The organism is Flavobacterium tructae (assembly GCF_001853485.1).
GTDB lineage: Bacteria > Bacteroidota > Bacteroidia > Flavobacteriales > Flavobacteriaceae > Flavobacterium > Flavobacterium tructae.
Map to the genome: position 1 here is coordinate 1 of NZ_MIKE01000027.1, position 23,852 is coordinate 23,852.

18 protein-coding genes are annotated in these 23,852 nt (G+C 36.9%); 9 read left to right on the forward strand and 9 right to left on the reverse strand.

Going from position 1 to position 23,852, the window contains the following annotated elements:
- From BHE19_RS18995 to BHE19_RS19025, 6 genes are all read right to left on the reverse strand, one after another.
- Positions 1 to 5,020: choice-of-anchor A family protein (locus tag BHE19_RS18995; protein WP_124020470.1), on the reverse strand; the 5,020-nt coding region annotated here is incomplete at its 3' end.
- A 363-nt stretch (positions 5,021 to 5,383) separates the two neighbouring features.
- On the reverse strand, positions 5,384 to 6,004 hold the full coding sequence (locus BHE19_RS19005; RefSeq protein ID WP_123923512.1) for a response regulator transcription factor: 621 nt from the start codon (positions 6,002 to 6,004) through the stop codon (positions 5,384 to 5,386).
- A gap of 47 nt (positions 6,005 to 6,051) precedes the next feature.
- Positions 6,052 to 7,896 carry an ATP-binding protein gene (locus BHE19_RS19010; protein ID WP_070908412.1) on the reverse strand — a complete coding sequence of 615 codons (1,845 nt, stop codon included), beginning with the start codon at positions 7,894 to 7,896 and terminating at the stop codon, positions 6,052 to 6,054.
- Between the two features lie 301 nt (positions 7,897 to 8,197).
- Positions 8,198 to 11,020: a M16 family metallopeptidase gene (locus tag BHE19_RS19015; protein WP_233431400.1), complete on the reverse strand. Its 2,823-nt coding sequence runs from the start codon at positions 11,018 to 11,020 to the stop codon at positions 8,198 to 8,200.
- Positions 11,021 to 11,271: 251 nt separating this feature from the next.
- The gene (locus BHE19_RS19020) at positions 11,272 to 12,174 is read right to left on the reverse strand and encodes a hypothetical protein (protein WP_070908414.1); all 903 of its coding nucleotides are present in this window, start codon (positions 12,172 to 12,174) and stop codon (positions 11,272 to 11,274) included.
- Entirely contained in the window at positions 12,171 to 12,599 is a 429-nt protein-coding gene (locus BHE19_RS19025; protein WP_070908415.1) for a DM13 domain-containing protein, read from the reverse strand. The genes BHE19_RS19020 and BHE19_RS19025 overlap by 4 nt, the downstream gene beginning before the upstream one ends.
- 182 nt (positions 12,600 to 12,781) lie before the next feature.
- Between BHE19_RS19025 and BHE19_RS19030 the strand changes: the two genes are divergently transcribed.
- Positions 12,782 to 13,747, forward strand: coding sequence for a hydrogen peroxide-inducible genes activator (locus BHE19_RS19030; protein WP_070908416.1), 966 nt, complete (start codon positions 12,782 to 12,784; stop codon positions 13,745 to 13,747).
- A 183-nt stretch (positions 13,748 to 13,930) separates the two neighbouring features.
- Here the strand turns inward: BHE19_RS19030 and BHE19_RS19035 are convergent, their stop codons facing one another.
- Both BHE19_RS19035 and BHE19_RS19040 read right to left on the reverse strand, forming a co-directional pair.
- Positions 13,931 to 14,728, reverse strand: coding sequence for an alpha/beta hydrolase (locus BHE19_RS19035; RefSeq protein ID WP_070908417.1), 798 nt, complete (start codon positions 14,726 to 14,728; stop codon positions 13,931 to 13,933).
- A gap of 70 nt (positions 14,729 to 14,798) precedes the next feature.
- Positions 14,799 to 15,218 (reverse strand): OsmC family protein, encoded by a 420-nt coding sequence (locus BHE19_RS19040; protein WP_017497553.1) that lies wholly within the window; start codon positions 15,216 to 15,218, stop codon positions 14,799 to 14,801.
- 466 nt (positions 15,219 to 15,684) lie between these two features.
- Between BHE19_RS19040 and BHE19_RS19045 the strand changes: the two genes are divergently transcribed.
- Positions 15,685 to 16,278, forward strand: coding sequence for a hypothetical protein (locus BHE19_RS19045; protein ID WP_017497554.1), 594 nt, complete (start codon positions 15,685 to 15,687; stop codon positions 16,276 to 16,278).
- Positions 16,279 to 16,307: 29 nt separating this feature from the next.
- Here the strand turns inward: BHE19_RS19045 and BHE19_RS19050 are convergent, their stop codons facing one another.
- Entirely contained in the window at positions 16,308 to 17,075 is a 768-nt protein-coding gene (locus tag BHE19_RS19050; RefSeq protein ID WP_070908418.1) for a methyltransferase domain-containing protein, read from the reverse strand.
- Positions 17,076 to 17,391: 316 nt separating this feature from the next.
- Between BHE19_RS19050 and ribB the strand changes: the two genes are divergently transcribed.
- From ribB to BHE19_RS19085, 7 genes are all read left to right on the forward strand, one after another.
- Positions 17,392 to 18,054, forward strand: a complete 663-nt coding sequence (ribB, locus tag BHE19_RS19055) for a 3,4-dihydroxy-2-butanone-4-phosphate synthase (RefSeq protein WP_070908419.1) — start codon at positions 17,392 to 17,394, stop codon at positions 18,052 to 18,054.
- A 67-nt stretch (positions 18,055 to 18,121) separates the two neighbouring features.
- Entirely contained in the window at positions 18,122 to 18,700 is a 579-nt protein-coding gene (locus tag BHE19_RS19060) for a Crp/Fnr family transcriptional regulator (RefSeq protein WP_017497557.1), read from the forward strand.
- A 196-nt stretch (positions 18,701 to 18,896) separates the two neighbouring features.
- Complete coding sequence (locus tag BHE19_RS19065; RefSeq protein WP_070908420.1) at positions 18,897 to 19,460, forward strand: Crp/Fnr family transcriptional regulator; 564 nt, start codon at positions 18,897 to 18,899, stop codon at positions 19,458 to 19,460.
- 74 nt (positions 19,461 to 19,534) lie between these two features.
- Positions 19,535 to 19,861, forward strand: a complete 327-nt coding sequence (locus BHE19_RS19070) for a DMT family transporter (protein WP_017497559.1) — start codon at positions 19,535 to 19,537, stop codon at positions 19,859 to 19,861.
- A 254-nt stretch (positions 19,862 to 20,115) separates the two neighbouring features.
- Positions 20,116 to 20,463 carry a hypothetical protein gene (locus BHE19_RS19075; protein ID WP_070908421.1) on the forward strand — a complete coding sequence of 116 codons (348 nt, stop codon included), beginning with the start codon at positions 20,116 to 20,118 and terminating at the stop codon, positions 20,461 to 20,463.
- A 455-nt stretch (positions 20,464 to 20,918) separates the two neighbouring features.
- Entirely contained in the window at positions 20,919 to 21,392 is a 474-nt protein-coding gene (locus tag BHE19_RS19080) for a DUF4625 domain-containing protein (protein WP_070908646.1), read from the forward strand.
- A 10-nt stretch (positions 21,393 to 21,402) separates the two neighbouring features.
- Positions 21,403 to 23,829 carry a TonB-dependent receptor gene (locus BHE19_RS19085; protein WP_233431401.1) on the forward strand — a complete coding sequence of 809 codons (2,427 nt, stop codon included), beginning with the start codon at positions 21,403 to 21,405 and terminating at the stop codon, positions 23,827 to 23,829.
- Positions 23,830 to 23,852: the final 23 nt, after the last annotated feature.

Sequence of the window (23,852 nt, forward strand, 5' to 3'; positions counted from 1 at the left end):
TTCCTGCTGTTGGTTTTACTGGAGTTGTCGGTTGTGCATTGATCACAACATTATCTGAAACTACTGAACTACAAGTTCCCAATGTAGCAGTCACGGTATAAGTTCCTGCCGGAGCGGTTACTGTAGCGCCTGAAACTGTAACTCCTGTTGATGGATTTACTGAATATGTATAAGCAGCATTATAATTTGAAATCGCAAAACTTCCTTTAGCCACTGAACAAGTAGGTTGTGTTACTGTTCCTGCTGTTGGTTTTACTGGAGTTGTCGGTTGTGCATTGATCACAACATTATCTGAAACTACTGAACTACAAGTTCCCAATGTAGCAGTCACGGTATAAGTTCCTGCCGGAGCGGTTACTGTAGCGCCTGAAACAGTAACTCCTGTTGATGGATTTACGGAATACGTATAAGCAGCATTATAATTTGAGATAGTAAAACTTCCTGTAGCCACTGAACAAGTAGGTTGTGTTACTGTTCCTGCTGTTGGTTTTACAGGGGTTGTCGGTTGTGCATTGATCACAACATTATCTGAAACTACTGAACTACAAGTTCCCAGTGTAGCAGTCACGGTATAAGTTCCTGCCGGAGCGGTTACTGTAGCTCCTGAAACTGTAACTCCTGTTGATGGATTTACAGAATACGTATAAGCAGCATTATAATTTGAAATCGCAAAGCTTCCTGTAGCCACTGAACAAGTAGGTTGAGTTACTGTTCCTGCTGTTGGTTTTACAGGGGTTGAAGGTTGTGCATTGATCACAACATTATCTGAAACTACTGAACTACAAGTTCCCAATGTAGCAGTCACGGTATAGGTTCCTGCCGGAGCAGTTACTGTAGCTCCAGAAACTGTAACTCCTGTTGATGGATTTACAGAATACGTATAAGCAGCATTATAATTTGAAATCGCAAAACTTCCTGTAGCCACTGAACAAGTAGGTTGAGTTACTGTTCCTGCTGTTGGTTTTACAGGGGTTGAAGGTTGTGCATTGATCACAACATTATCTGAAACTACTGAACTACAAGTTCCCAATGTAGCAGTCACGGTATAGGTTCCTGCCGGAGCAGTTACTGTAGCGCCTGAAATCGTAACTCCTGTAGATGGATTTACAGAATACGTATAAGCAGCATTATAATTTGAGATAGCAAAACTTCCTGTAGCCACTGAACAAGTAGGTTGAGTTACTGTACCTGCTATTGGTTTTACTGGAGTTGTCGGTTGTGCATTGATCACAACATTATCTGAAACTACTGAACTACAAGTTCCCAATGTAGCAGTCACGGTATAAGTTCCTGCCGGAGCGGTTACTGTAGCGCCTGAAACAGTAACTCCTGTTGATGGATTTACAGAATACGTATAAGCAGCATTATAATTTGAGATAGCAAAACTTCCTGTAGCCACTGAACAATTAGGTTGAGTTACTGTTCCTGCTGTTGGTTTTACAGGGGTTGAAGGTTGTGCATTGATCACAACATTATCTGAAACTACTGAACTACAAGTTCCCAATGTAGCAGTCACGGTATAAGTTCCTGCCGGAGCGGTTACTGTAGCGCCTGAAACAGTAACTCCAGTTGATGGATTTACAGAATACGTATAAGCAGCATTATAATTTGAAATCGCAAAACTTCCCGTAGCCACTGAACAAGTAGGTTGTGTTACTGTTCCTGCTGTTGGTTTTACAGGTCTTTCTTTTACTACAACATCAATTGCGGTTCTGGCACTCTCGCAATTTCCAACCGTCTGACTAACATAATACGTTGTAGTACCAACAGCTGTTGTTACAGGAGTTGGTGCAGTTGCACTTCCAACGCCACCTGTTTGAGCAGTATACCATTTCAGATTTGAACCTGTTGCTGTTAAAGCAGTAGCTGTTTCATCCTGACAGTAATTTACTGGTGTTGTAACGACTGGTGCATCAGTGGTACTGATTTCTCCTTTAAAAGGATAATTGTGTGTTTCTGAACCGCCAATGTTTTGAATTAAATTTCCACCCACAATAAAACGACCGTTCATACCAATCATTTCGTTGGTAACCGTACCTGTACGTTGTGGAATAACCATACTTCCCCAAAACTGAGCTCCTTTTAAAGAAACAGTAGTGGCTGTAGGTAAATTCCATAAAATTCGTAGTGAAAAAGGCGCTACTTCATTCGCAGGTGCTTTATTCCCACTACCTACTGCCTGAGTTACACCATTAAACTGAAATGTAGCAATATTAAAATTTGTTGTGGTACCAGGTACGTTAATTAATAAACTCGCAGTATCCGGAAAACCTACAAAATTAATGGTACCATTTGGTCTTGATGCTAAAACATTAGGAATGTTTATCACATACGATTTTGAAACAGCAGGTGTTAAACACGTAAACGTATACGTTCCGAATCCATCATTTGCGAAAGTGACATTTGGATCACTTGGTAACTGATTCCAGGCCGTACTTGAAACCTGTAAAGCATTGAACGCATCATTATAAGGTGCTAAATCTAAAGTAGCTTCATTAATAACTTTAGCCGCATCTCCCGTAATTTTAACATTTGGAGATTTAGTTCCTTTGTAAACTATAGTTCCATAGGACTTTTGACCATTACCGCTTTCTCCTCCCAGTATTAAATTACCCGAAGCTGCTGAAGCATCAAAATTACCTCCTATGGTTAAAATATTCTTATTATCATCCGGTACAATAAAAGATCCTACTCCGGCTACTCCAAGATTAAAAGCACTTGTTTTGTTCATGGTAAAATTCCCATATACAAAACTACGTCCTTCATATTCGGCACCATTTGTTATGGTAAGATTCCCTCCGACAGCAAAGTTAATGGCATTATCACGACCAATAAAATCTCCGGTAAAAGTCGCCGGTTTATAGATACTGGTTGGCGGATTAGAGGAAATTACATCACTTAAGAACACTCCTAAACAAGAATTGGTAGCAGATGGAAATGGCAAAGGATCTATAACTGTTAAGGCATCTGTCTTTGCATTATTACATCCCACACCACTAGGCGTTCCGTCACATTCTACATCCGGGTCTACCGGAGGTGTACCAATATGTGTATCGGCAGTAGCGTCCGGATCTGTTAAATCTGCAGGACGCATGATCGTTGCTTTAACTATAGGATTACTTCCCCCCGCGGCTAGTACCTTTACCACAATTGTAAAGGTAACTGTTGCATCTTTGGGTAAATCAACCGTAGCATCAAGAACTCCACCGGTAATTGTTTGTGCTGTAATTGCACCTCCTAAGGTAGAGGAAGAAGTAAAAGATTGTACCGCTAAATTTGCACCTAAGGCTAAATCTGAAAATTTAAATTTTGCACCGGTTACATCGTTTGGTCCTCCAATATTCTTAACAACAACTGTATAGGTAACATTTGATCCCACATTACCACTTACCACATCACTAATACTTGTTACCGCCAAATCGGCAGCGTTCTGAATAACCGAAAACTCTGTCGGAGTAGGTGGCGTTGTATACACGTAAGACCAGGTATCTATTAAACCCAGATTACCATATCCTCCAGACCATCTATGTGCGCCTGATGCGCTACTGGTATTTAAGGTACGCGAAGAAGCATCCACCGGACTAGGGGCTACACCTCCTGAATCACCTGTTATAATTGAATCATTCCAATAAATATTACTATTAGGATTAGATCCGTTAACTCTCGTAATAATAATTCCTTGCGGATTATCTTCGGCATCGATGTAAGGAAAATGCACTTCTCCGTTAAATAAAATCACGGCCACTTTGACCTTTGCTCCATATGGTATAGAGTTACCTTGATTGTCCTTACCATCCCAACGAACAGAATTTGAACCTGCAACGGCAGTACCGCGTAGGATTCTGTCTACAGGATCGGCCATAGAGTTATTATTATTAACATCAATCTCTATGGTGTAATTGGCATTTGTATTCGCGTCAAAAGTCACAAACCCACCTAGAGGAGCGGTTCCCATACCCGATGAGCTTCCTTCAACTCCTCTTAAATTTACATTACTTATCGTTTGGGTTATAATGGGCTTATTTAACCAGGTAGTACTTGCTGAACCATTATAAATATTGGCTTCCGCAGGCATAGAAGGATCCGGTGTATTATAAAAAATCTTATGCGTAAAATTAGTCAAATCATCCGAGTCAGTCGGGTTATGAAAAGAATAGTCCGTTGCGCTGCTTGAATAATTATTAACTCTAGCCAACGGTGAACTTGTATATACTGGTGCTGCACTATTCGAAACACCCGATCTTAATCCTTTATTATTAACAAAGAAATTAAAATAAACAGGTCGTACCCCATTGGTTTGGATGTTGTATTGAAATCCGTCATATGTTAAAACCTTTAAATTGGAATTCCACTGATTTGTTGCATCTCCTAAGTGACCTGTTAAAACATTCGCGTAAACACGACCTGATTTAGCGACACCTGAAGCGGCAACCGTTACATCCCAAGCCACAATATAACAAGTATTAGTAGCTTGTGTCCAATTTGAATTAGCCTGTATATTTGCATTCCCACCAGGCATAGGAGATGGAGCTAAATTGGGAGAATCTGACAAAAATTCGACAATCCAAATTCCACTTTCAGAAGCACCTACAGTTCTGGAATAAGCATTATATCCCCCTGCTCCTACTAATGCTGAAGGGCCATTTAATTCTTGTGCTCTACTAGAAATTAAACCTACAGTCGTACTTGTTCCGCTATTGTAAGAAGTACCATTTGGTGCGGTTAAGATAATTCTTCCAACACCTGAACCAGTTTTCCCTTGAGCAGAAGAACCCAGGTACAACACTTCTCCGGCATTAGCATAAACATACATTTTTCCCCGATTGGCAACGCCCCAGGTATTCGTTGTATTAATAGAATTATTGGTACTCGACATCAACATCCTGTACCCTGTTGCCCCACTGGGGAACAAATCCTTAGACCCTTCAGCAAAGACATTCCATCCACTGAAGAGAGAAAGAAAACACAGTATAAAAGTCAGCTGTAATTGCCTTAATTTTAATGTAATTTTATTCAACATTTTAATAGTTTTGATTATTAGTAACTGCTATAGAATTTATCTCCCGATAACAACCTGAACGCCATTTTAATTCCTGCTGTTGTAGCGAATGCATGAGAGTAAAAAAAAGATTTTTAATAAATGTATCGGGTGAAAAGCGATTACTTTTTCGGATAAAAGCATCAAAATCAAGCGAAGTAAAAGAGATTAAGAAACCCTCCTTCAGAGCGCTTCTTCTAACAAAAAACCGGGTTATAAAAAAAGTAAAGTTCACCATATAATAAATAATTAAAATTCCATACAAAGTCTTTTCGAATATCCCTTGATATTCAAAAATTATAGCGATTAGACTCAAGTCGAAGGGACCTAAATCATCACTATACTCTAGTTGATATGTCCCAGTTTTGATGCCTCGCGCACCATACCGGCAACATTACTCACATCGAGTTTGCTAAAAATGTTTTTTCTGTGATTTTCGACCGTATTGACCGAAAGTTTTAGTTCGCCGGCAATATCGGCTGTAGTAAATTCTCTAATAATGTATTGCATGATCGTAAGCTCTTTAGCCGTTAGCGTAATTGCTGTGCCTACCCTATTCTGTTTGGATAAAAAGGCATAGTCGTCCGGCAGATAAACTCCGCCTTCCCATACTAATCTAATAGCTTCTAAAAGATCTTCGCTGTCCTGGTTTTTATTAACGTAACCTTTTACGCCCATAGCCAATAGGTTTTCGACTAATATGGGACTTGAAAGAGAGGTAAAAGCAATTACTCGCAAATCAGGGTGATTTTTATGAAGGTATTCATAAACTTCCAGTCCCTGCACATCACTTGCAATCAGATCAACAATAATTAAATCTAATCCTGAATGCTCCTGAACTTTAAGATATAAATCTTGCTTATTTGTCGCGTAAAAAAGCACTTCCAAATCTTTCTGATTTGAAAAAAAACTAGTAAGACCCCCACAAACAATAGGTTGGTCTTCAAAAAATGCAATATGTATCATAGTACAAATTAGCGACAAAAAAATTGTTAAATAAATAGCGGTTTTCCCTATTTCGGCAAGATAATTTTGAAAGTACAACCTGCTGATTCATTGTTAAAAACAGCAAGTGTTCCTTTGTTTTTCAGCATTAATTCCTGACATAAATAGAGCCCGATTCCAAACCCCGATTCCAAATTAGTGCCTAGTCCCGGATTTATTTTCTGTTTGAATAATTTGTCAATCTTTTTTTGCTCAATTCCTTTCCCCGAATCTGTTACGATTATTTCATGATGATCATATTCAATAACAATAGTACTGTCTGCATAGCTAAACTTAATGGCATTGTTAATAACGTTTCGCAAGACTATACTTAAAACAGCCGAGTTAAAAATAATGATTGTACCTTTTGCTACTTTAAGTTCAATTGTAATATTCTTAGCCTTTACCTGATGCCCTAACTCCTTACAGGCCGCGCTGATAAGGTTGTGCAGCATGATCTCGCTATAACCCGATTGTGCGGTAATCAGTTCCATTTTGGCCCAATCGAGTAAACTGGTAAGCATGGCATCCGATTGTTCCAATTGTTGCCCAATAGCTTTCATGTAGGTTGAAACAATCTCATTTTCATTTTTAAGTATCTCTTCTTTCTCTAATAAAATTTTTAAGGTTGTAATTGGTTCCTTAAAATCATGGGAGATTACCGTAAAAATCTTTTGATGCAATAAATTAAGACGTTTAAGATCATTATTTTTTACTTCAATTTGCTCTTTTTGCAGTTTTAGTGTTTCATTGGTAATTCGTTGCTTTTTGGTCAATACTACAATCGAATACAATAATATGATTAATAAAGTAATTCCTATTAACGAAGCAATAAGAGCCACTTTCTGTTTTTGCAGACGCTCTTCTTTATTATCGTTGATTCTTTTCAGGTAAGTATTCTGCTGTTCTTTTAACTTGATTTTGTTCGCAATTTCAAACGAGTCGATTCGGCTGTTTCGAATCTTCGTATCCTCTATTCCTACTAATCGATCCAGCCTTTCGAATGTTTTATGAGCAGCTTCAAACTCTCCCTGCTCGACCATAATTTCTCTTAAGGTTCGTAAGGCGTTAATTTTATTCTCTAAATCATTGCAGCTGTCAGCCACTCTTATACTTTCGGTAATCGCTTTTTTTGCTTTTTCTATTCTATTTTGCCTACTGTACACACGGGCAGTTTTAACATAAACTTCCGCAAGCTTACATGGATTATATTTTTTTGCCACACGTTCTGTGAGCAAAAATTCTTCCATACTTTTCTTGTGATCGTAATTGATGTAATAATAGTATCCAATAATTAAATGCAGTACTATATAATTGCTCGGACTGTCAGCTGGAGAAATTTCGTTTTGGCATAAATTGGCATAGTAAAATGCTTTTTTATAATCTTTTTTAGTAAATAATAAATCCGATAATATATAAAGACTCCTATAATACGTTTTCAACGATTCTCTTCCTTCACCTTTCAATGCAATAGATTTATTCAAAGAAATGATCGCATCCGATGATCTACCGATGATTTTATAGTAATTCGCCTTAAAAAAATGCAACAATTGAAGTTCATATACACTCAAATCAGGCTTTGTGAGATGTTTATCAATTAAGTAACTGATACTGTCTGTTTGATTGCGATTATCTAAATTTCTTAATTTCTCTCCTAGCAGTTTGATTCGGGGTGTGATTTCCTGAACCTGAGCCTGAGAATGGAATGAAACTAAGAAAAAAGCGAGAATGAAATACTTTACGGAATTAGTTAATTTTACCTTATTGTCAGGTAATATGGATCTAAAGCTAAAAAAAGAAAGGAATTCAAAAAAAATACTCTTAAAAAGAATAAAAGACTTCTGAATATGTTTGGGCCAATTGTCTACGGTCATAAAATTAACTTACATTTTTTAGTAAATCTCTTCACAACCCAACCCCTATCCATTTAAAATTTACAGCAGCAAAATTATCAATAACAACCTAATCCATTGCTATGAATTCAATAAAATAAACCATTTAAATTTAAAGAAATTGCCTTTAATTCAATTTTTAATAAATTAACAAGATATTTAGCAATAATTTAAAAGCAATTAAATATAATCCTACTGTGTGATTCTTTTATATACCCAGTCTTTATAACCTTTTAAAGGTAATGACATTTTAAACAAAGTCCCCCTCCTATACCAATACCCTCTACTTCAACGGTTTAAAAACAATTTCGTAAGACTTGGCTTTGTTTAGAAATGCATTAGCAAACTCCTGAATGTCTTTTTCAGTGATGCTATTTACAATATCTACATAAGCTGCAGGATCATCCATGTTTATATTGTACTCAAAAAAATTGTATAATAAACTCAAACTGTAGCTGTTGAAATTTTTGCTGTCTTCTCTTGATTTCAAGTAGTTGCTTTTCGTTTTCGCAAGGTCCTCTTTTACCAAAACTCCTTTTTTAATTTTGTTAATTTCGTCGTACAATATAGGAAGTAAGCTGTTCACTTTGATCGGATCTGAATCAAAATTTATCGATAGGGCAACCGTATTTTTTGGAAATCTTGAAGCTGCCGCACTAACCTGAACACCATAAGTTCCTCCTTCTTTTTCTCTAAGATTCTCTGTGTAGCGTAAAGTCAAAATGTCACGCAGCATATCCGCCAAAACAGCATTTTTGGAAGTGTATTTAAAATCGCTTTCAAACTGAATATTGACCGTACTTTTGGGCGTTTCCATTTTAATTAAAACTTCTTTGTTAATTTTATTGGAACTCCAGACAGGCGTTTTGTCTTTGAATGTTTCTTCTCTTTTTATACCGGGAATACTGGCGATGTATTTTTCTAATAGAGGTTTCAGCACTTCGGGCATTACGTCACCTACAATAAAAAACTCAAAGTTAGAAACATCACAAAATCGTTCTTTATAAATTGCTTTTATTCTTTCAAAAGACAAATCATCAATAAACTGCTGATCCAAAATTCTTACTCTGGGATTATTTTTTCCGTAAACGATTGCATTGATACTATCGGTCATTTTTGCATTGATATCCTTGTCTTTGTTTTCAAGATAATTTTGAAGATCTAATTTCTTAATATCATAAATTTCCTTGTCGAAACGTGGCTTTACAAAACGCAGATGCACCAATTGCAGCATTGCTTCGAGATCCTTTACTTTAGCATTACCCGAAACCGTCTCATTTAAAGCTCCTACATTTATTCCCGTACCGACAACCTTACCTGAAAGAATTTTTTCCAAATTAATATTAGAGAATGCTCCCACACCTGAAGCATCTGTCAAACCGTTCAGTGCAAATGTCGATGGCAGATCTTTGAGATCATATAAGGACGCCCCCCCGAAACTTTCCGCATACAACTGTACATCATTTACATTTTTATTTGCAAATTTATAATGCACCTTTACGCCATTGCTTAAAATATAAGTAGTAGCACCGATTTCTTTACTTTCCTTTTCAGCAGTAATTTTGCCCGGAACAATCGTTACATCAGTCAACAGTGACTTATCATTAAAACTATCTGCATAAGGCTTTAAATTAGGATTGTTTTCTGATTTGGCAATAATAGCAAAAGCGTCCTCTTTTGTTAAATTAGTTTCATTTTCCATCCCTTCAACGGTCACTACCCTGTTTTTTGAAGTATATCCACTAGTTAATTCGACCTGAAGAGCTTTTGAATCGATATCTTTCAAAATAGATTGTATCATTTCAAACTCGCTTTTAGTATCTGTAAACAGTCGATGTAAAAGATAATCTGATTGTATACTATTGGCAATACTGCTATGTGAAACTTCTTTCTCTGATTGGATATAGTTTTCGTAAAAAGACCTAATAAAAGTTACTTTTCTTTGAATTTCACCTTCCGAAAAACCAAATTTTCCGGCACGTATATACTCATCCATAACTACAGCTAAAGCTTCTGCCTGTTTATTTGGTTTTGGAGCAATATCCATCCCCATTACATCATTCACTCTTCTAAAATTAGAATAATAAGCTTCCGCATTCTTAAACGGACAATTTTCTTTCTGTGCTAATTCATTCAATCTGTCGTTGAGCATCGAAAACGCCATTATCCTCGTTATTGACTGCTTCAGATCAGCAAAAGTCTGACTCTGACCTGCGTCATTTTGAATGATTTTAAAAGATATAGTCGAATTTGTTATTTCTTTATCTAGCGCTACCTTAAAAAAAGGTTCCTCATGATCCGGAATTGCGACCTCAAATCGTTTCTTCGGATTTTTAGCTTTCGGAATATCAGCAAATAATGTTTTTATTTTTTGCTCAATTTCTTCAGCATTTACATCCCCAACAACGGCAATTGCCTGCAAATCGGGACGGTACCATTCTTTGTAAAAATCTCGTAGCAAAGCGTAATCAAAATGTCTTACAATATCCATATCACCAATAGCAACACGGTTTGCATACAGCGAATGGTTGTACAAATAAGGGTTGAATAAATTAGAAATGCGGGTTGATGCGTTTTGCCTGGTTCTCCATTCTTCAACAATAATACCACGTTCGGCATCAATTTCCTCATTGGTCAATAGTAATGAATGGGACCAATCGTGTAAAATCAGCAATGCAGTATCAATTACTTTAGGATCTGTTGATGGAATATTGTCAAAATTATAAACCGTCTCATCAAAACTGGTGTAAGCATTTATATTATCTCCAAAAACAGCCCCTTGTTTTTCGAGAGTCGTCAAAATTCCTTTTCCGGGAAAATTTTTAGTTCCGTTGAAAGCCATGTGCTCCAGAAAATGTGCCAATCCTTTCTGATTGTCATTCTCTAAAATAGAGCCTACGTTTTGAATAATATAATAACTTGCTGTGTTTTTATTTACCGCTGTTGGATAAATATAATACGTCATACCATTGGATAGTACTCCTTTTTTAAGAGTTTTATTTCCAATTAAGGCATCAGCAGGTTTGTAGTTTTGAGCATTTATGGAAGCAATTCCAATAAATAATAATAGTAAGTGTAAAATTTGAGCGTGTACAGATTTCATCATTTTTGATTTCGGCATTTAAAGTAAGAATATATTATTCCACATCAGTTGAGAGTATAAGTATTTCCCCTACTTAGAAACATCTTCGCCTAAGGACGGGCATAGCTCTTTTTCCGTTCATCTGATCATGGTTTGCGCAAAATAATTAAAAATGATGTACGAAAAAATTTGCGTTACTTATTTAACACATTAAATTTCTGTGCGACACAATTTCTGCACAATCTATTTATACTTGAGTCACCATCCCATTTTTTTTAAAAACGCACTTTATAGCTCACCCCTGCTGTCCATGCCCGTGTAAGTCCGTCCGGTCTCACTTCTCTCACTACAAAAGGCGTCGCAACCGAGGCTTCGATACTGCTTCCGGATGAAAAATGATATCCTGCAATTAGATTTCCATTAATGGTAAGTCCGTCAGAGCCTTTAATCATCTGTCTTTGTCCGTAAATGTCTTCATAAGTATCTTCCCCTAAATGATAAATGAAAAGCAAATTCGGTTTGAACGAAAATTTACGATTGGCTGTATTTATGGTGTAGGTTCCGCGTAAGAGAACGTCCGGTTTTCTCTCAAATAAATTGGTGGTCACGAAATCATCTGTACCGGAATATTCGCTGAAATAGGAATTCTTGTTTATATTAATGACTGGCAATTGTATCGCAGAATTAAAATCCCAGTTTTTATAGTTCAGATTCACACTTCCCAAAAAATCAAAAGTTCCAAGACTGCTTTGGTAATCCATTGGAAGCGGATGATCGTTTATTTTGAGATTACTTTGGTTAAACGGAACTTTAATCCCCGAAGTAAAACTCCATTTGTACAAATTTGTCGTAACCGGAGTATAGTTTGCCGTTAAAAAAGCATCTCCAACCGAGCCCCTTCCTCCGAAACTTCCATTGGCATACTGAGAAGTCACTTTTACATTTCCCGACCACTTTTCATTAAAACTTCTGGTGTAAGCAATATAACCCGACAAATATTTCACATCTACATCGCCTTTCCCCAGAACAGTTCCAAATTCGATATGATTATTCTTCTTGTCATCATTTTCGTGAAATGCTCCCCCAATACTACAAATACCGGCGTCACTGCAGCCTTGTGCTTTACTATAATCGAATATAAAAAACGTGGCTAAAACTATCAAAAAATTAATTTTCATAATGAGTTGGATTTTAAAGCAGCAGTAGCAAAAAGATGATTGAATTGCTGACAATGAATTAATACATAAGGATAGGCCGCTAAATTTACTCCTGGCGGAATCGTATAGGTCTGTGAATTTCCTGTTCCTAAACTTCCCAGATTTACAAAACTTTCCGGTCGATTGGTTTTAGAAAGATAAACCTTAAGATCAGGCCCACTGGAAATACTAAAATCTTTAAGTGATAATTTGTACAGATCCCCGTCTTTGTGAATTTGGGCCGAACCGGTAACGGTATTGCCTCCCTCAGCTTCAAAAGTTCCTGTAGAAAGCAAAATTGCTTCTGAAGAAACTACCATTGAACCAATTTTTTCGCGCGTCAGTTCTCCTTCAGATTCACATCCGAAGAGTATTAAAATAGCTATAAAAGAAAATAGTGTTCTCATGTGATATCGTTTAATAAATCGAAATTATGAACTCTTACAGTCTACTAATGTCGGCTAGTTTACATATCCTGAACATTTTTGATATTCCCCGTTTGTATTTTACATTTTCTACGGCTTAGATTAAAAAACACCGAAGCGCTCCGTTATATTTTTCTACCTTTATATCCAATATACCAATCGAGATGACAATTCAGCAATTAAAATATATTGTAGCATTAGACGAGGAACGTCATTTTGCAAGAGCAGCGGAAGTTTGCCTGGTATCGCAACCCGGACTAACCATTCAGCTAAAAAATCTGGAAGAAGAAATTGGAATTAAAATTTTCGATAGAAACAAAGTTCCGTTAACCCCTACCGTTCTTGGAACCGAAATTATAAACCGAGCCAAAAAGATACTTCGCGAGGCCGATGAAATCAGAGATTTTGTAGTGAATGAGAAAAACAAACTGGAAGGCGAAGTTAAAGTTGGAATCATTTCGACTTTGTCCCCTTATCTGATCCCTCTTTTTATTCAGGCCATGAAAAAAGCCACTCCAAAAATGCAATTCATTATAAAAGAAGCCAATACCGGACAATTGATGAATGATGTTATGACAGGAGCTCTGGACGTAGCTATTATGGCAACTCCTACCGGAAATCCTCATTTAATAGAACATCCGGTTTTTAAAGAACCTTTTGTCGCGTACTTAAATACGGTACATCCTATGGCCGCAGCATCACATTACGAATTGCAGCCTTCAGACCGGGCCGAATTGCTTTTGCTTCAAAACGAATATTGTTACAATGCACAGCTCCTTGATATCTGTGATATCAAAAGTACGGGAAAAATTAAAGAACAATTCAGTTATGATATTAGCTCGATTGAAACTCTTAAAAATTTGGTACGAGCCGAATTAGGATTTGCCATAATCCCTCAACTTTCGATGATTAACGAGGTAGAAACCGGGCTTTTTAAACATTTTAAAGATCCAAAACCCGTACGCGAAATCAGTCTGGTGGTGTCTGATACTTTTTCTAAGAAATTATTGCTTGAAAAAATGAATGAAGCTATCTGGAATTGCTTACCGGAATCTTTACAACAAAACTTTGCTTATCGCAAAATAAGATGGAACGACTCTCCCTATTTTATTAAAGCTACTACCCGGTAAATACCTATCGGGAATCAATACAAAAAAGCCAAAATACCTTGCAGTACTTTGGCTTTTTGTATTTAGAAAAATGCTTCAATTAGTAAGATCAATGGAGGAGAAAAAAAATACATCATCAAATTAAAACAATCAAACCTATTTTCTCGCAGATCTCGCAGATTGTGCAGATTCTATAACATTCTATTACTTTCCGCTTAGATCTTTAGCTGCACCAATAATTACGTTTGCCACAGCTTCCGGTTGTGAGATAAAAACACAGTGACTTCCTTTTATTTCTGTCGCTTTCGTTTTGGAACGTTTGTACATAGCACGCTGAATGGAAGGATCGATACTTTTGTCCTGTGTAGCAATTACTGCATAAGCCGGTTTATCTTTCCAGGCCGCTTTTGTAATAGGTGTGATAAAACCTTTGGCATAAAAAGCACCTTGCGAAGCGTACATAAAAGCGGCATCTTCCTTACTAATGTCCGCACAGAAGCCGGCATGAAACTTGGCCTCATCATAATAAACGATCCCTTTATCATTTGGAGCCAAAACACCATTCTCGGGAGCGGGACCAGCCGTTTGCAGCCATTGCAAAGCCGATTCTCCGTTATCCGGCTGAAAAGCGGCTACATAAACCAATCCCACAACATTAGCGTGATTACCGGCCTGCGTAATTACAGCACCTCCCCAGGAATGTCCCACCAAAATCGTTGGACCATCCTGATTGTCCAATACCACATTGGTTGCTGCTACATCATCTTCAAGAGAACTTAACGGATTTTGAACAATGGTAACTTTATATCCTTTTTTTGAAAGTACATCGTATAAATTTCTCCATCCTGAGCCGTCAGCAAATGCTCCGTGAACCAATACTACATTTTTAACTTTCGCCGGCGCAGTTTGTGCGATTGAAGTGGCAGACACTAATAAGGTCAAAATTAAAGCGGCAGACATGAATAAGCGATTCAATTGTCTTTTTAGATTTATTGTTTTCATTTTTTTATTTTTTTAAGATGTTGCTTGTTAGATTTAAATTAAAGTTGAGATACCCTGTAATGACAATTATTTAAGACAATAAAGACACGTTTAAAGCGATCTCTGTATTTAGCAATTTTGAAATAGGACAAATCTCCTTTGCTTTTTGAGCTGTTTTCTCAAAATCATCTGTAGTAATCCCCGGAACCGATCCCGAAAGTTCAAGTGTAATTAAAGTAATCGTTCCGTCTTCAAAAGTTACTTTGGCTGTAGTATTAAGATCTTCGGGAACAAAACCGGCCTCTGATAATAAAAAGCTCAATTGCATTGTAAAACATCCCGCATGTGCGGCAGCTACTAATTCTTCAGGGTTAGTTCCTACTCCTTCCGCAAAACGGGTTTTAAAAGAGAGTTGAGCATTGTTTAAAGTAGTACTTTGTGTCGTAATGGTTCCTTTTCCTTCCATTCCTGTACCTTTCCAGTTTGCGTTTGCGTTTCTTGTAAATTTCATGATTAAAGTTTTTAATGTTATCAATTTTTTAATTTTCAAACCGTTGTTCTGATTTGATGAGACAAATTTATGGCGGACATTATCATAAATCAAATTGATAATTTTACAACCTTATAAAATAAAATTATAATCTTAACTTGGAATTCTGAAACTTTATCTGATTTCTATAGCTTCAACCCAATTTATCAGGAAGTATTAACGGCAAGATTCTTGTTTACTTTTTAATGTAATTTATTTTCTCCAAATCATAATGAAGAGGAAAACAACAACAAAAAGAGATCTGTATTCACATAAACAGCATAAGCATCTGCGAAAAAAAACGTAAATTTATAACTGATTGTCTGCATGTTACAAAACACTAGAAATAATTAACTTTCAGTAAATGCAATAAATAGTTGTACTTAAATGTTATCTATCCGGATACAAACGCATTCGTTTGATGTTTGTCTTAAAACCTTAAAATAATATGAAAAAGATACTATTAACTATTATACTAACCGCTGCTGTTTTACAGGGATATGCGCAGAAAGAACTCGGTGGCAAATACAAACCCATTGATTCGAAAAATGTTGAATTAAAAGACGTACCACCTCCAACAGAAACTCCGTTAAATCCCGATCTTCCACTACCAAAAGAACCTACCGTTTTAAAAATCAATCCGGAAGATTTGTATAAAAACAACAGTCTGTACAAACCCGAAGCCAATGTGGAAGGCATTTTTTACAGAAGAAACGAATATTTGGGAGGTTTTGTCACCAATACGGCTGTATCTACTGTTCGTTATCGTGATGCTGCTTTTGTAGATGGCGATAAAATACGCGTATACCTGAATGATAAAGTAATTGAACCCGAAGTAAGTTTAAACGGAGATTATCAGGGTTTTAAAATTACCTTGGTAAAAGGAATGAACAAAATTGACTTTGAAGCTTTAAACGAAGGTTCTGCTTCACCTAACACAGCTGAATTTCAAGTGTATGACGACAAAGGAAAAGTGATTGAAGCGAGTCAGTGGAATGTGGGAAAAGGCTATAAAGCAACTATTATTCTCTATAAAGAATAAAGTTTTCTTCACAAATAAATATTCTTTCGTTAGGTTTTACGACCATAAAGTAAGAGTCTTTTAAACGAATAAATAGCGGGAAGTTTGGGAAAACCTTCCGCTATTCTCTTTTTATAGGTTTCAATAAAAAGTACCTTCTCCTCTCCTTCCAGTCTTTCTGTATACGGAATCAAAGCCGATCCCGAGATGAAACTAAAAAGGGTTTCATGATCTTTGGCAATAATTGGATATACTTTTTGCTGAACCTGAAGATCTTCCAATCCGCCATCAAACAGAATTTGTGTGTACTCATCGATACTTAAAACCGGGGATTCTCTTTTAAATCCTTTTAAGAAAGAGACAAAAGGCTCTTCCTGTACGAGCTCTAAAAGGATTTTATTGAGTTTGTTTTCCGTCTGTACCGGCATTTGCACAGCGAATTGTCCTTTCGGGTTTAACTGTTGCAGCAATCTGGTAAATAATATCTCATGATTGTCTGACCATTGTAAAGCCGCATTACTAAAAATCAGATCCCATTTTTCACCCGATTCTATTGTTTCTTCTGTGGTGGCTTTTCTAAAATGCAAACGATCCGTTTCTAAAGACTTGGATTGTTCCAGCATTTCCGGCGAGGAATCGACTCCCAAAAAGTACGCTTCTTCAACTTGATTAGACAGAATCGCCGTTTGTTCTCCCGTGCCACAACCCAAATCAATGGCTTTCATTCCTTTTACTGGCTGAATAAAACTGGCCAAATCATAAAATGGCTGATAACGAATATTTTTAAACTTATTATAAATTTCGGGATTCCAGGGCATTGCTTACTTATTTTGTAATTCATACTGATTACTAAAAAGTTTATAATCAGTACAGATCTAGATTAATAAAGACTAAGATACAAAATTATTCAAGGAAGATATAACAATAAAAACAGACATTACAATGCGTATTTATACGGATTTTGGTAAAAGTATGTCGTTCTGTAGTAGATGGATTTAAGGATTTGTGACAATCGGTATTTATACGATTTTTACCTTTTAAAGAATCCTCCTCATTTTATTGACCTAGATCAAACTTTTGTGTCTGAAACAAGTCTAGCTTTGCTGCTCTTTAATTCAAAAAACGCAACAAAAGATGATCAGTACATTACCCTATCCTTTAGAAAAATTTGGTTTAACCAGCGTCGAACGTGTCGAAAATGCTTTACGACAACTGCGAAACGGAAAAGGAATTCTATTAACTGATGACGAAAACCGCGAAAACGAAGGCGATTTAATTTTTTCGGCACAACACATCAATGTACAAGACATGGCCATGATGATACGAGAGTGCAGCGGAATTGTTTGCCTTTGTCTGACCAATGAAAAAGCCGATCAGTTGGAATTACCCTATATGGTGAAAGAAAACACCAGTAGTTTTCAGACGCCTTTTACCATTACAATCGAAGCAAAAGAGGGTGTAACTACGGGAGTTTCGGCAGCAGATCGAATTACAACGATTAAAACTGCAGTTGCTCAAAATGCCAAACCCACAGATCTTGCAAAACCCGGGCATATCTTTCCTCTACGTGCCAAAAACAACGGCGTCCTTGAACGAAACGGACATACTGAAGGCAGTGTAGATTTAATGAAATTAGCAGGCCTAAAACCGGAAGCCGTCCTATGCGAATTAATGAACGAAGACGGAAGCATGGCCAAACTGGACAAAATCATTAGCTTTGCAGTACAACACAATTTGGTAGTACTTTCAATAGAAGATATTATCTACTACCGAAAGTATGTAAAAGACTATGTTTAATGGTTAATTGTTGATACTCATCATCTAATTATACAACAATCTAATTATCTAATCATCTAATTAAAAAATGCCCTACAAACAACTTGGTGCTTATATAAGAAGTCGTATTGCAGTTTCTGATAAAGATCTCAATATTATTTTGTCGCACTTTAAACCTGTACAGCGGGACAAAAACGACCTGTTGCTTTCGGCTGGGCAAACGAGTCAAAATAGTTATTTTGTAGATAAAGGCTGTTTGAGAATTTATTACATCAACGAAGAAGGAAAAGACGTCACCCGGTATATTGCATTCGAAAATCAATTCGCTACGGCTTTGGTGAGTTTTATTACCAAAATGCCTTCGACAGAATACATACAGGTTATCGAGAAATCGGAGTTATTATATATCAGTCATGAAGATTTCAATCATTTGATGGAGATTGTTCCTCAATGGAGGGAGTTTTATTGTTCGTATCTCGAAAAAGCCTATGTCAATAATACCAACAGACTAATGTCGTTTACGACTATGGCCGCTTTAGAAAGATACACTCAATTGCTCAAAATCAATCCCGCAATTGTAAAACGACTGCCCAATAAAATTGTAGCTTCCTACATCAATATTTCGCAGGAAACACTAAGCAGACTGAAATCTAAGGTTTTAATTTAGCTTCCTGTCAATCTGTGAAGTGCGAAATCTTTTTAGTGAGATGTGAGATATTAATAGTCAACGCCCCAGAATAAAGAGTAAAGAGTAAAGAGTAAAGAGTAAAGAGTAAAGAGTAAAGAATAAAGAATAAAGAATGAAGAATGAAGAATGAAGAATGAAGAATCAACCATCAACAATTAACAATTAACCATTAACAATGCACATCGATACCATTCTTGACAACATCTTTCAGCTTCCTGAGGAGTCCAAAAATGCACTAAAGCTTTGTATTAGTGAAATAAAATATCCCAAAGGACATATACTGTTAAATGCCGGAAAGGTTGAGTCTGCACTCTATTTTATAAAAAAAGGAATTGTGCGGGCGTATGTTGATGAAAATGATAATGAAGTTACGTTTTGGTTCGGAAAAGAAGGACAAACCGTTGTTTCGATGAAAAGTTATGTTGAAGAGCAAAAAGGTTATGAAACGATTGAACTTCTGGAGGACTGCGAACTCTACGAATTAAAAAAGACAAATCTTCAGCAATTGTTTGATACCGATGTTCATATTGCCAATTGGGGCAGAAAATTTGCCGAACAGGAACTTGTTAAAACCGAAGAACGCCTGATTTCAAGGCAGTTTAGAAATGCCACTGATCGTTACTTGGAACTTATGAAATACCATCCCGAATTACTTCAAAGAATTCAATTGGGACATATTGCCTCCTATCTGGGTATCACGCAGGTTAGTCTGAGCAGAATCAGAGCTGATCTGAAATAAATTCATTTTTTATCATTTGTTAAATTTTTATTGCGGGAGTTAAAGGAACTTTGCGCCATAAAATTATTACACTTATGAACTGGATTATTCTAATTATTGCGGGACTGTTTGAAGTCTCTTTTGCAACTTGTCTCGGAAAAGCCAAAGAAGCAACCGGTACCGATGTTTATTTATGGTACACCGGCTTTTTTGTATCACTAACCATAAGCATGCTGTTACTGATTAAAGCCACTGAAACCTTGCCTATCGGAACGGCCTATGCAGTATGGACCGGAATTGGAGCTGTTGGAACGGTATTGATGGGTATTCTTGTTTTTAAAGAGCCTGTTGACTTCTGGCGATTATTTTTTCTGTTTACTCTGGTAAGTTCTATTATTGGACTAAAAGCGGTATCACATTAATCAGACCATAACATTTACCATAGTTACTTCAAATTCAAATGTCAATCAGGGAACGGAAATTTTATTCAGTACAAGCTGATTTTTTTGCCATTTTTCGTTCCCTGAAGCGACAAAAGAGACCTACAACTGTCTTTTTACTTATAAGATTTATCCTTTTATTTTTTTCTTTATTTTTTTAATGAAACAATGTTGCATTTACAAATAAGAATTCTATATTTGTACTTCATTGCTTTATTAGCTATGGATTCATTAGAATGAAAAAGAAATTTAAATTTATAAATCTTTTGATGCCGTTGGTGGTAGTATTTGCCATACTATTTCCGGCGATACATTCATATGAACACATACACAGTCACAATTCCACTGCTAAAAAAGTCGTACTTTATCCTACCGATAAAAGTGAATTTAAAATGCAGGATCACTCTAACGAAGAGTGTGCTATTTGTCATTTCAAATTCAGTCCGGTCAGCACTTTTGACTTTGTAACTTTTCAGTTTTATAAAAATAGTACACCAATTCCTTATGTACATTTTTATTCCAAATCATTTGCTCCTTTTTTCAAAGGCTCTTTATTTGCCCTTCGTGCACCTCCTATTGCCTAAAACGACAAAAGTAAATCATTTCAATTTTGAGAGGATGTGCTGTTATGCGTTTTAGATATTCTCCACACTGAAAAAGTATTTCACTTTTTCACTACAGCTTTATTTTATGTCTTTTTCTATATTTAGAAAAATACTTTGATCGATACTGATTGACTCTATTATTCCTTTTTTAGGAATACCACTTTCGTACAACACTATTGTTTCAAAAAGAACTTTGCTGTCGGTTGATTGTCTGCAACCTTACAATTCAGTACCTGTAATTAGGTATTGCGTTGGCTCCCTTGTACACCTTTTTACTTTTGTTTCCCAATTTCCTTCCCGATGAAAACAATGCTTTTTACGGCCTAATCCTGTGCCCTAAAACTGCCATTTTCCTAGTATTATCAGGTTTGGAATATGCCTTTTGTAACCCACAATTTTCACATATGAATACCACAAAACTCAAACCAAATCGAATGAGAATTTCAAAAATGCTTTTGGCTTTTTTGGCGACTGGCTTTGCTTTCACAAGCTGTGACAGTGATAAAACCGAAATTGATACCGAATACCCTGTAATTGATGTTTCTGCCGCTAATGCGTTTCCGATACAATGCAGTACAATCACTCGCGGACAAAAAATTACTTTCAGAGCAAAGTTTTCAGACAACGCACAACTGGGATCTTATAGTCTGGACATTCACCACAATTTCGACCATCACAATCACAGTACCGAAGTAGCCTCCTGCAATGAGGATCCTATCAAAAAACCGGTAAACCCGATGCTTTACATCAATTCGGTTACGATTCCTTCCGGGCAAAAGAGTTATGAAGCTGCTCAGGAAATCGAAATTCCACAAAACATTGATGCCGGAGATTATCATTTCCTGATTCGTTTAACCGATAAGGAAGGCTGGCAGACGATCAAAGGTTTGAGTATTAAAATTTTATAAATTGATTTTGATGAACAAGACTAAGTCAAATCAATTGCGGACTTATTGCGTGCTGCTCTTTTGTTTTGTTTTGGTTACAAAAGTAGCAGCCCAATCCGTTCGTGTTTCCGGCACCGTATTTTCTAAAGATCAAAAACCTTTGGAAGGTGCTTTGGTCACGCTGTATCCGACTCATATTAGCACTATAACCAACAAAAAAGGAGCGTATTTCCTAAATCAGGTTCCTAAAAATACAAAGCGAATAATGGTAACCTATTCCGGCTATGCTTCTTATGAAACGGCAATTGTTATAATTCAAAACACAATTGTGCTCCCTGCTATTTTCTTAAAACCGGAAATACAGGAGCTATCAGAAGTTGTCATTAGTGAAGGTTACGAAGTACGTCGCAAAAAGCAGGAATCTCTTAATCTTGAAATTGTAAACAGCAGCTTTATCCAACGTAATCTTGGCGGAAGCTTAATGCAGTCTTTGCAAAGACTTCCGGGTGTTAAGACCATTTCTATTGGTTCCGGCGGTTCAAAACCATTAATTCGCGGACTGAGTTTTAATCAGGTTATTGTGGTTGAAAACGGTATCAAACACGAAGGTCAGCAATGGGGAGCAGATCACGGTTTAGAAATCGATCAATATGCTGTAAACCGCGTGGCAATCATCAAAGGTCCATCATCGTTTATGTACGGCTCTGATGCCATTGGCGGTGCCATAAACATACAGCCTGTACCTTTTCCTGCTCAACATGTTTTGGGCGGAACAGTTGATTTTACAGGCAAAAGCAATAATGAACAATTCGGAGGATCTGTCAATCTTTACGGTAGAAACGAAAAATGGTTCTTTGATTCCAGAATAACTGCTATGGATTACGGAGATTATCGCGTTCCCACTGATACGGTACACGTATACAATTATGCTGTTCCTTTATACAAAAACCACTTGCGCAACACGGCAGGGCGAGAACTCGATGTACACGCCAGTACCGGTTATGTGACGGATCAATTGAAATCGATTTTCTATTTCAGTAATATTTATACCAAAAGTGGCTTTTTTGCCAATGCACACGGACTGGAACCACGAAATGTAGACACCCAACTGCACGATCGTTCCAGCAGAGATATTTTAATGCCATTTCAGGAAGTGACACATACCAAAATCAGTAATACCACTTCCTTTTCCTTAGGTTCACACCGTTTCGAAACACAGTTGGGTTTCCAAAAAAACTTTCGTCGGGAATGGAGTCATTATGTCAATCATGGTTATATGCCACCCCTGTATCCTTCTGATATGTATGCTACGAAAGATCTGGAAAGGCAATACGATAAAGAAGTGTTTTCTGCTGCTTTTAAGGATGAGTTTTCCATCCAAAATCATCAATTCAACGCAGGAATTAATGCCGAACAGCAACAAAATAGCATTAACGGCTGGAGTTTTCTGATTCCTGCTTTTAAACAATTCAATGCCGGAGGATTTGTTTATGATAAAATTCAGCTTAACGAATTATGGCTGCTTCATGCCGCTGTACGGCTCGATTATGGCAAAATCAAAATGAAACAGTATTCAGATTGGTTTCCTAGCCAAGTCACTGAAAACGGTCAAACAACTTCTGAATATTTGAAACGTTCTGAAGACCTGACCCGTACTTTTCAGAGTTTCAATTGGTCTGCAGGCGTTAATTATACACCGGGACAATGGTCCTTTAAAGCCAATCTTGGAACGAGTTTCAGAATGCCAATTGCTAAAGAACTGGCTTCAAATGGGGTAAATTATCATTATTTCAGATTTGAAAAAGGCAATCCCAATTTAGCAGCTGAACGTTCGTATCAATTGGATTTTGGTATGGAATGGAAAAATGCTAAGTGGTCTTTTCAACTGAGTCCGTTCTTCAATTACTTCCCGAATTACATTTACCTCAATCCTACTTCGCAACATGATATTTATTACGGAGCCGGCAATCAGGTATTTGAATACGAGCAGAGTAAAGTCATGCGTTATGGTGGTGAATTACAGCTTCGTTATCAGTTTCTGGAAAATTTAAGCGGTGAAGTTTTAGCAGAATATCTGTATAGCGAGCAAATGTCGGGAGATAAAAAAGGATACACATTGCCCTTCTCTCCGCCCCCATCGGTTTTGTTTGGCATCAGTTACAATCCAAAAATAAAAAGTTTAAAAGACACCTATTTCTCTCTTGATTATCGCTTTACTGCCGAGCAGAATCAGATTGTCCCACCTGAAAAGAAAACGGCAAGCAGTAACGTCTTTAACCTGACCATGGGAACTAAACTAAAAGCCGGACAACAGGATTTTATCATTAGTCTTCAGGTTCAGAATCTGTTCAACACAAGATACCTGAATCACACCAGTTTCTATAGGTTAATAGAACTTCCTGAAGCCGGAAGAAACATCATTCTGTCGCTGAAAATTCCATTTTTAATACACAAATAACACCCTATGAATTTAATTAATCA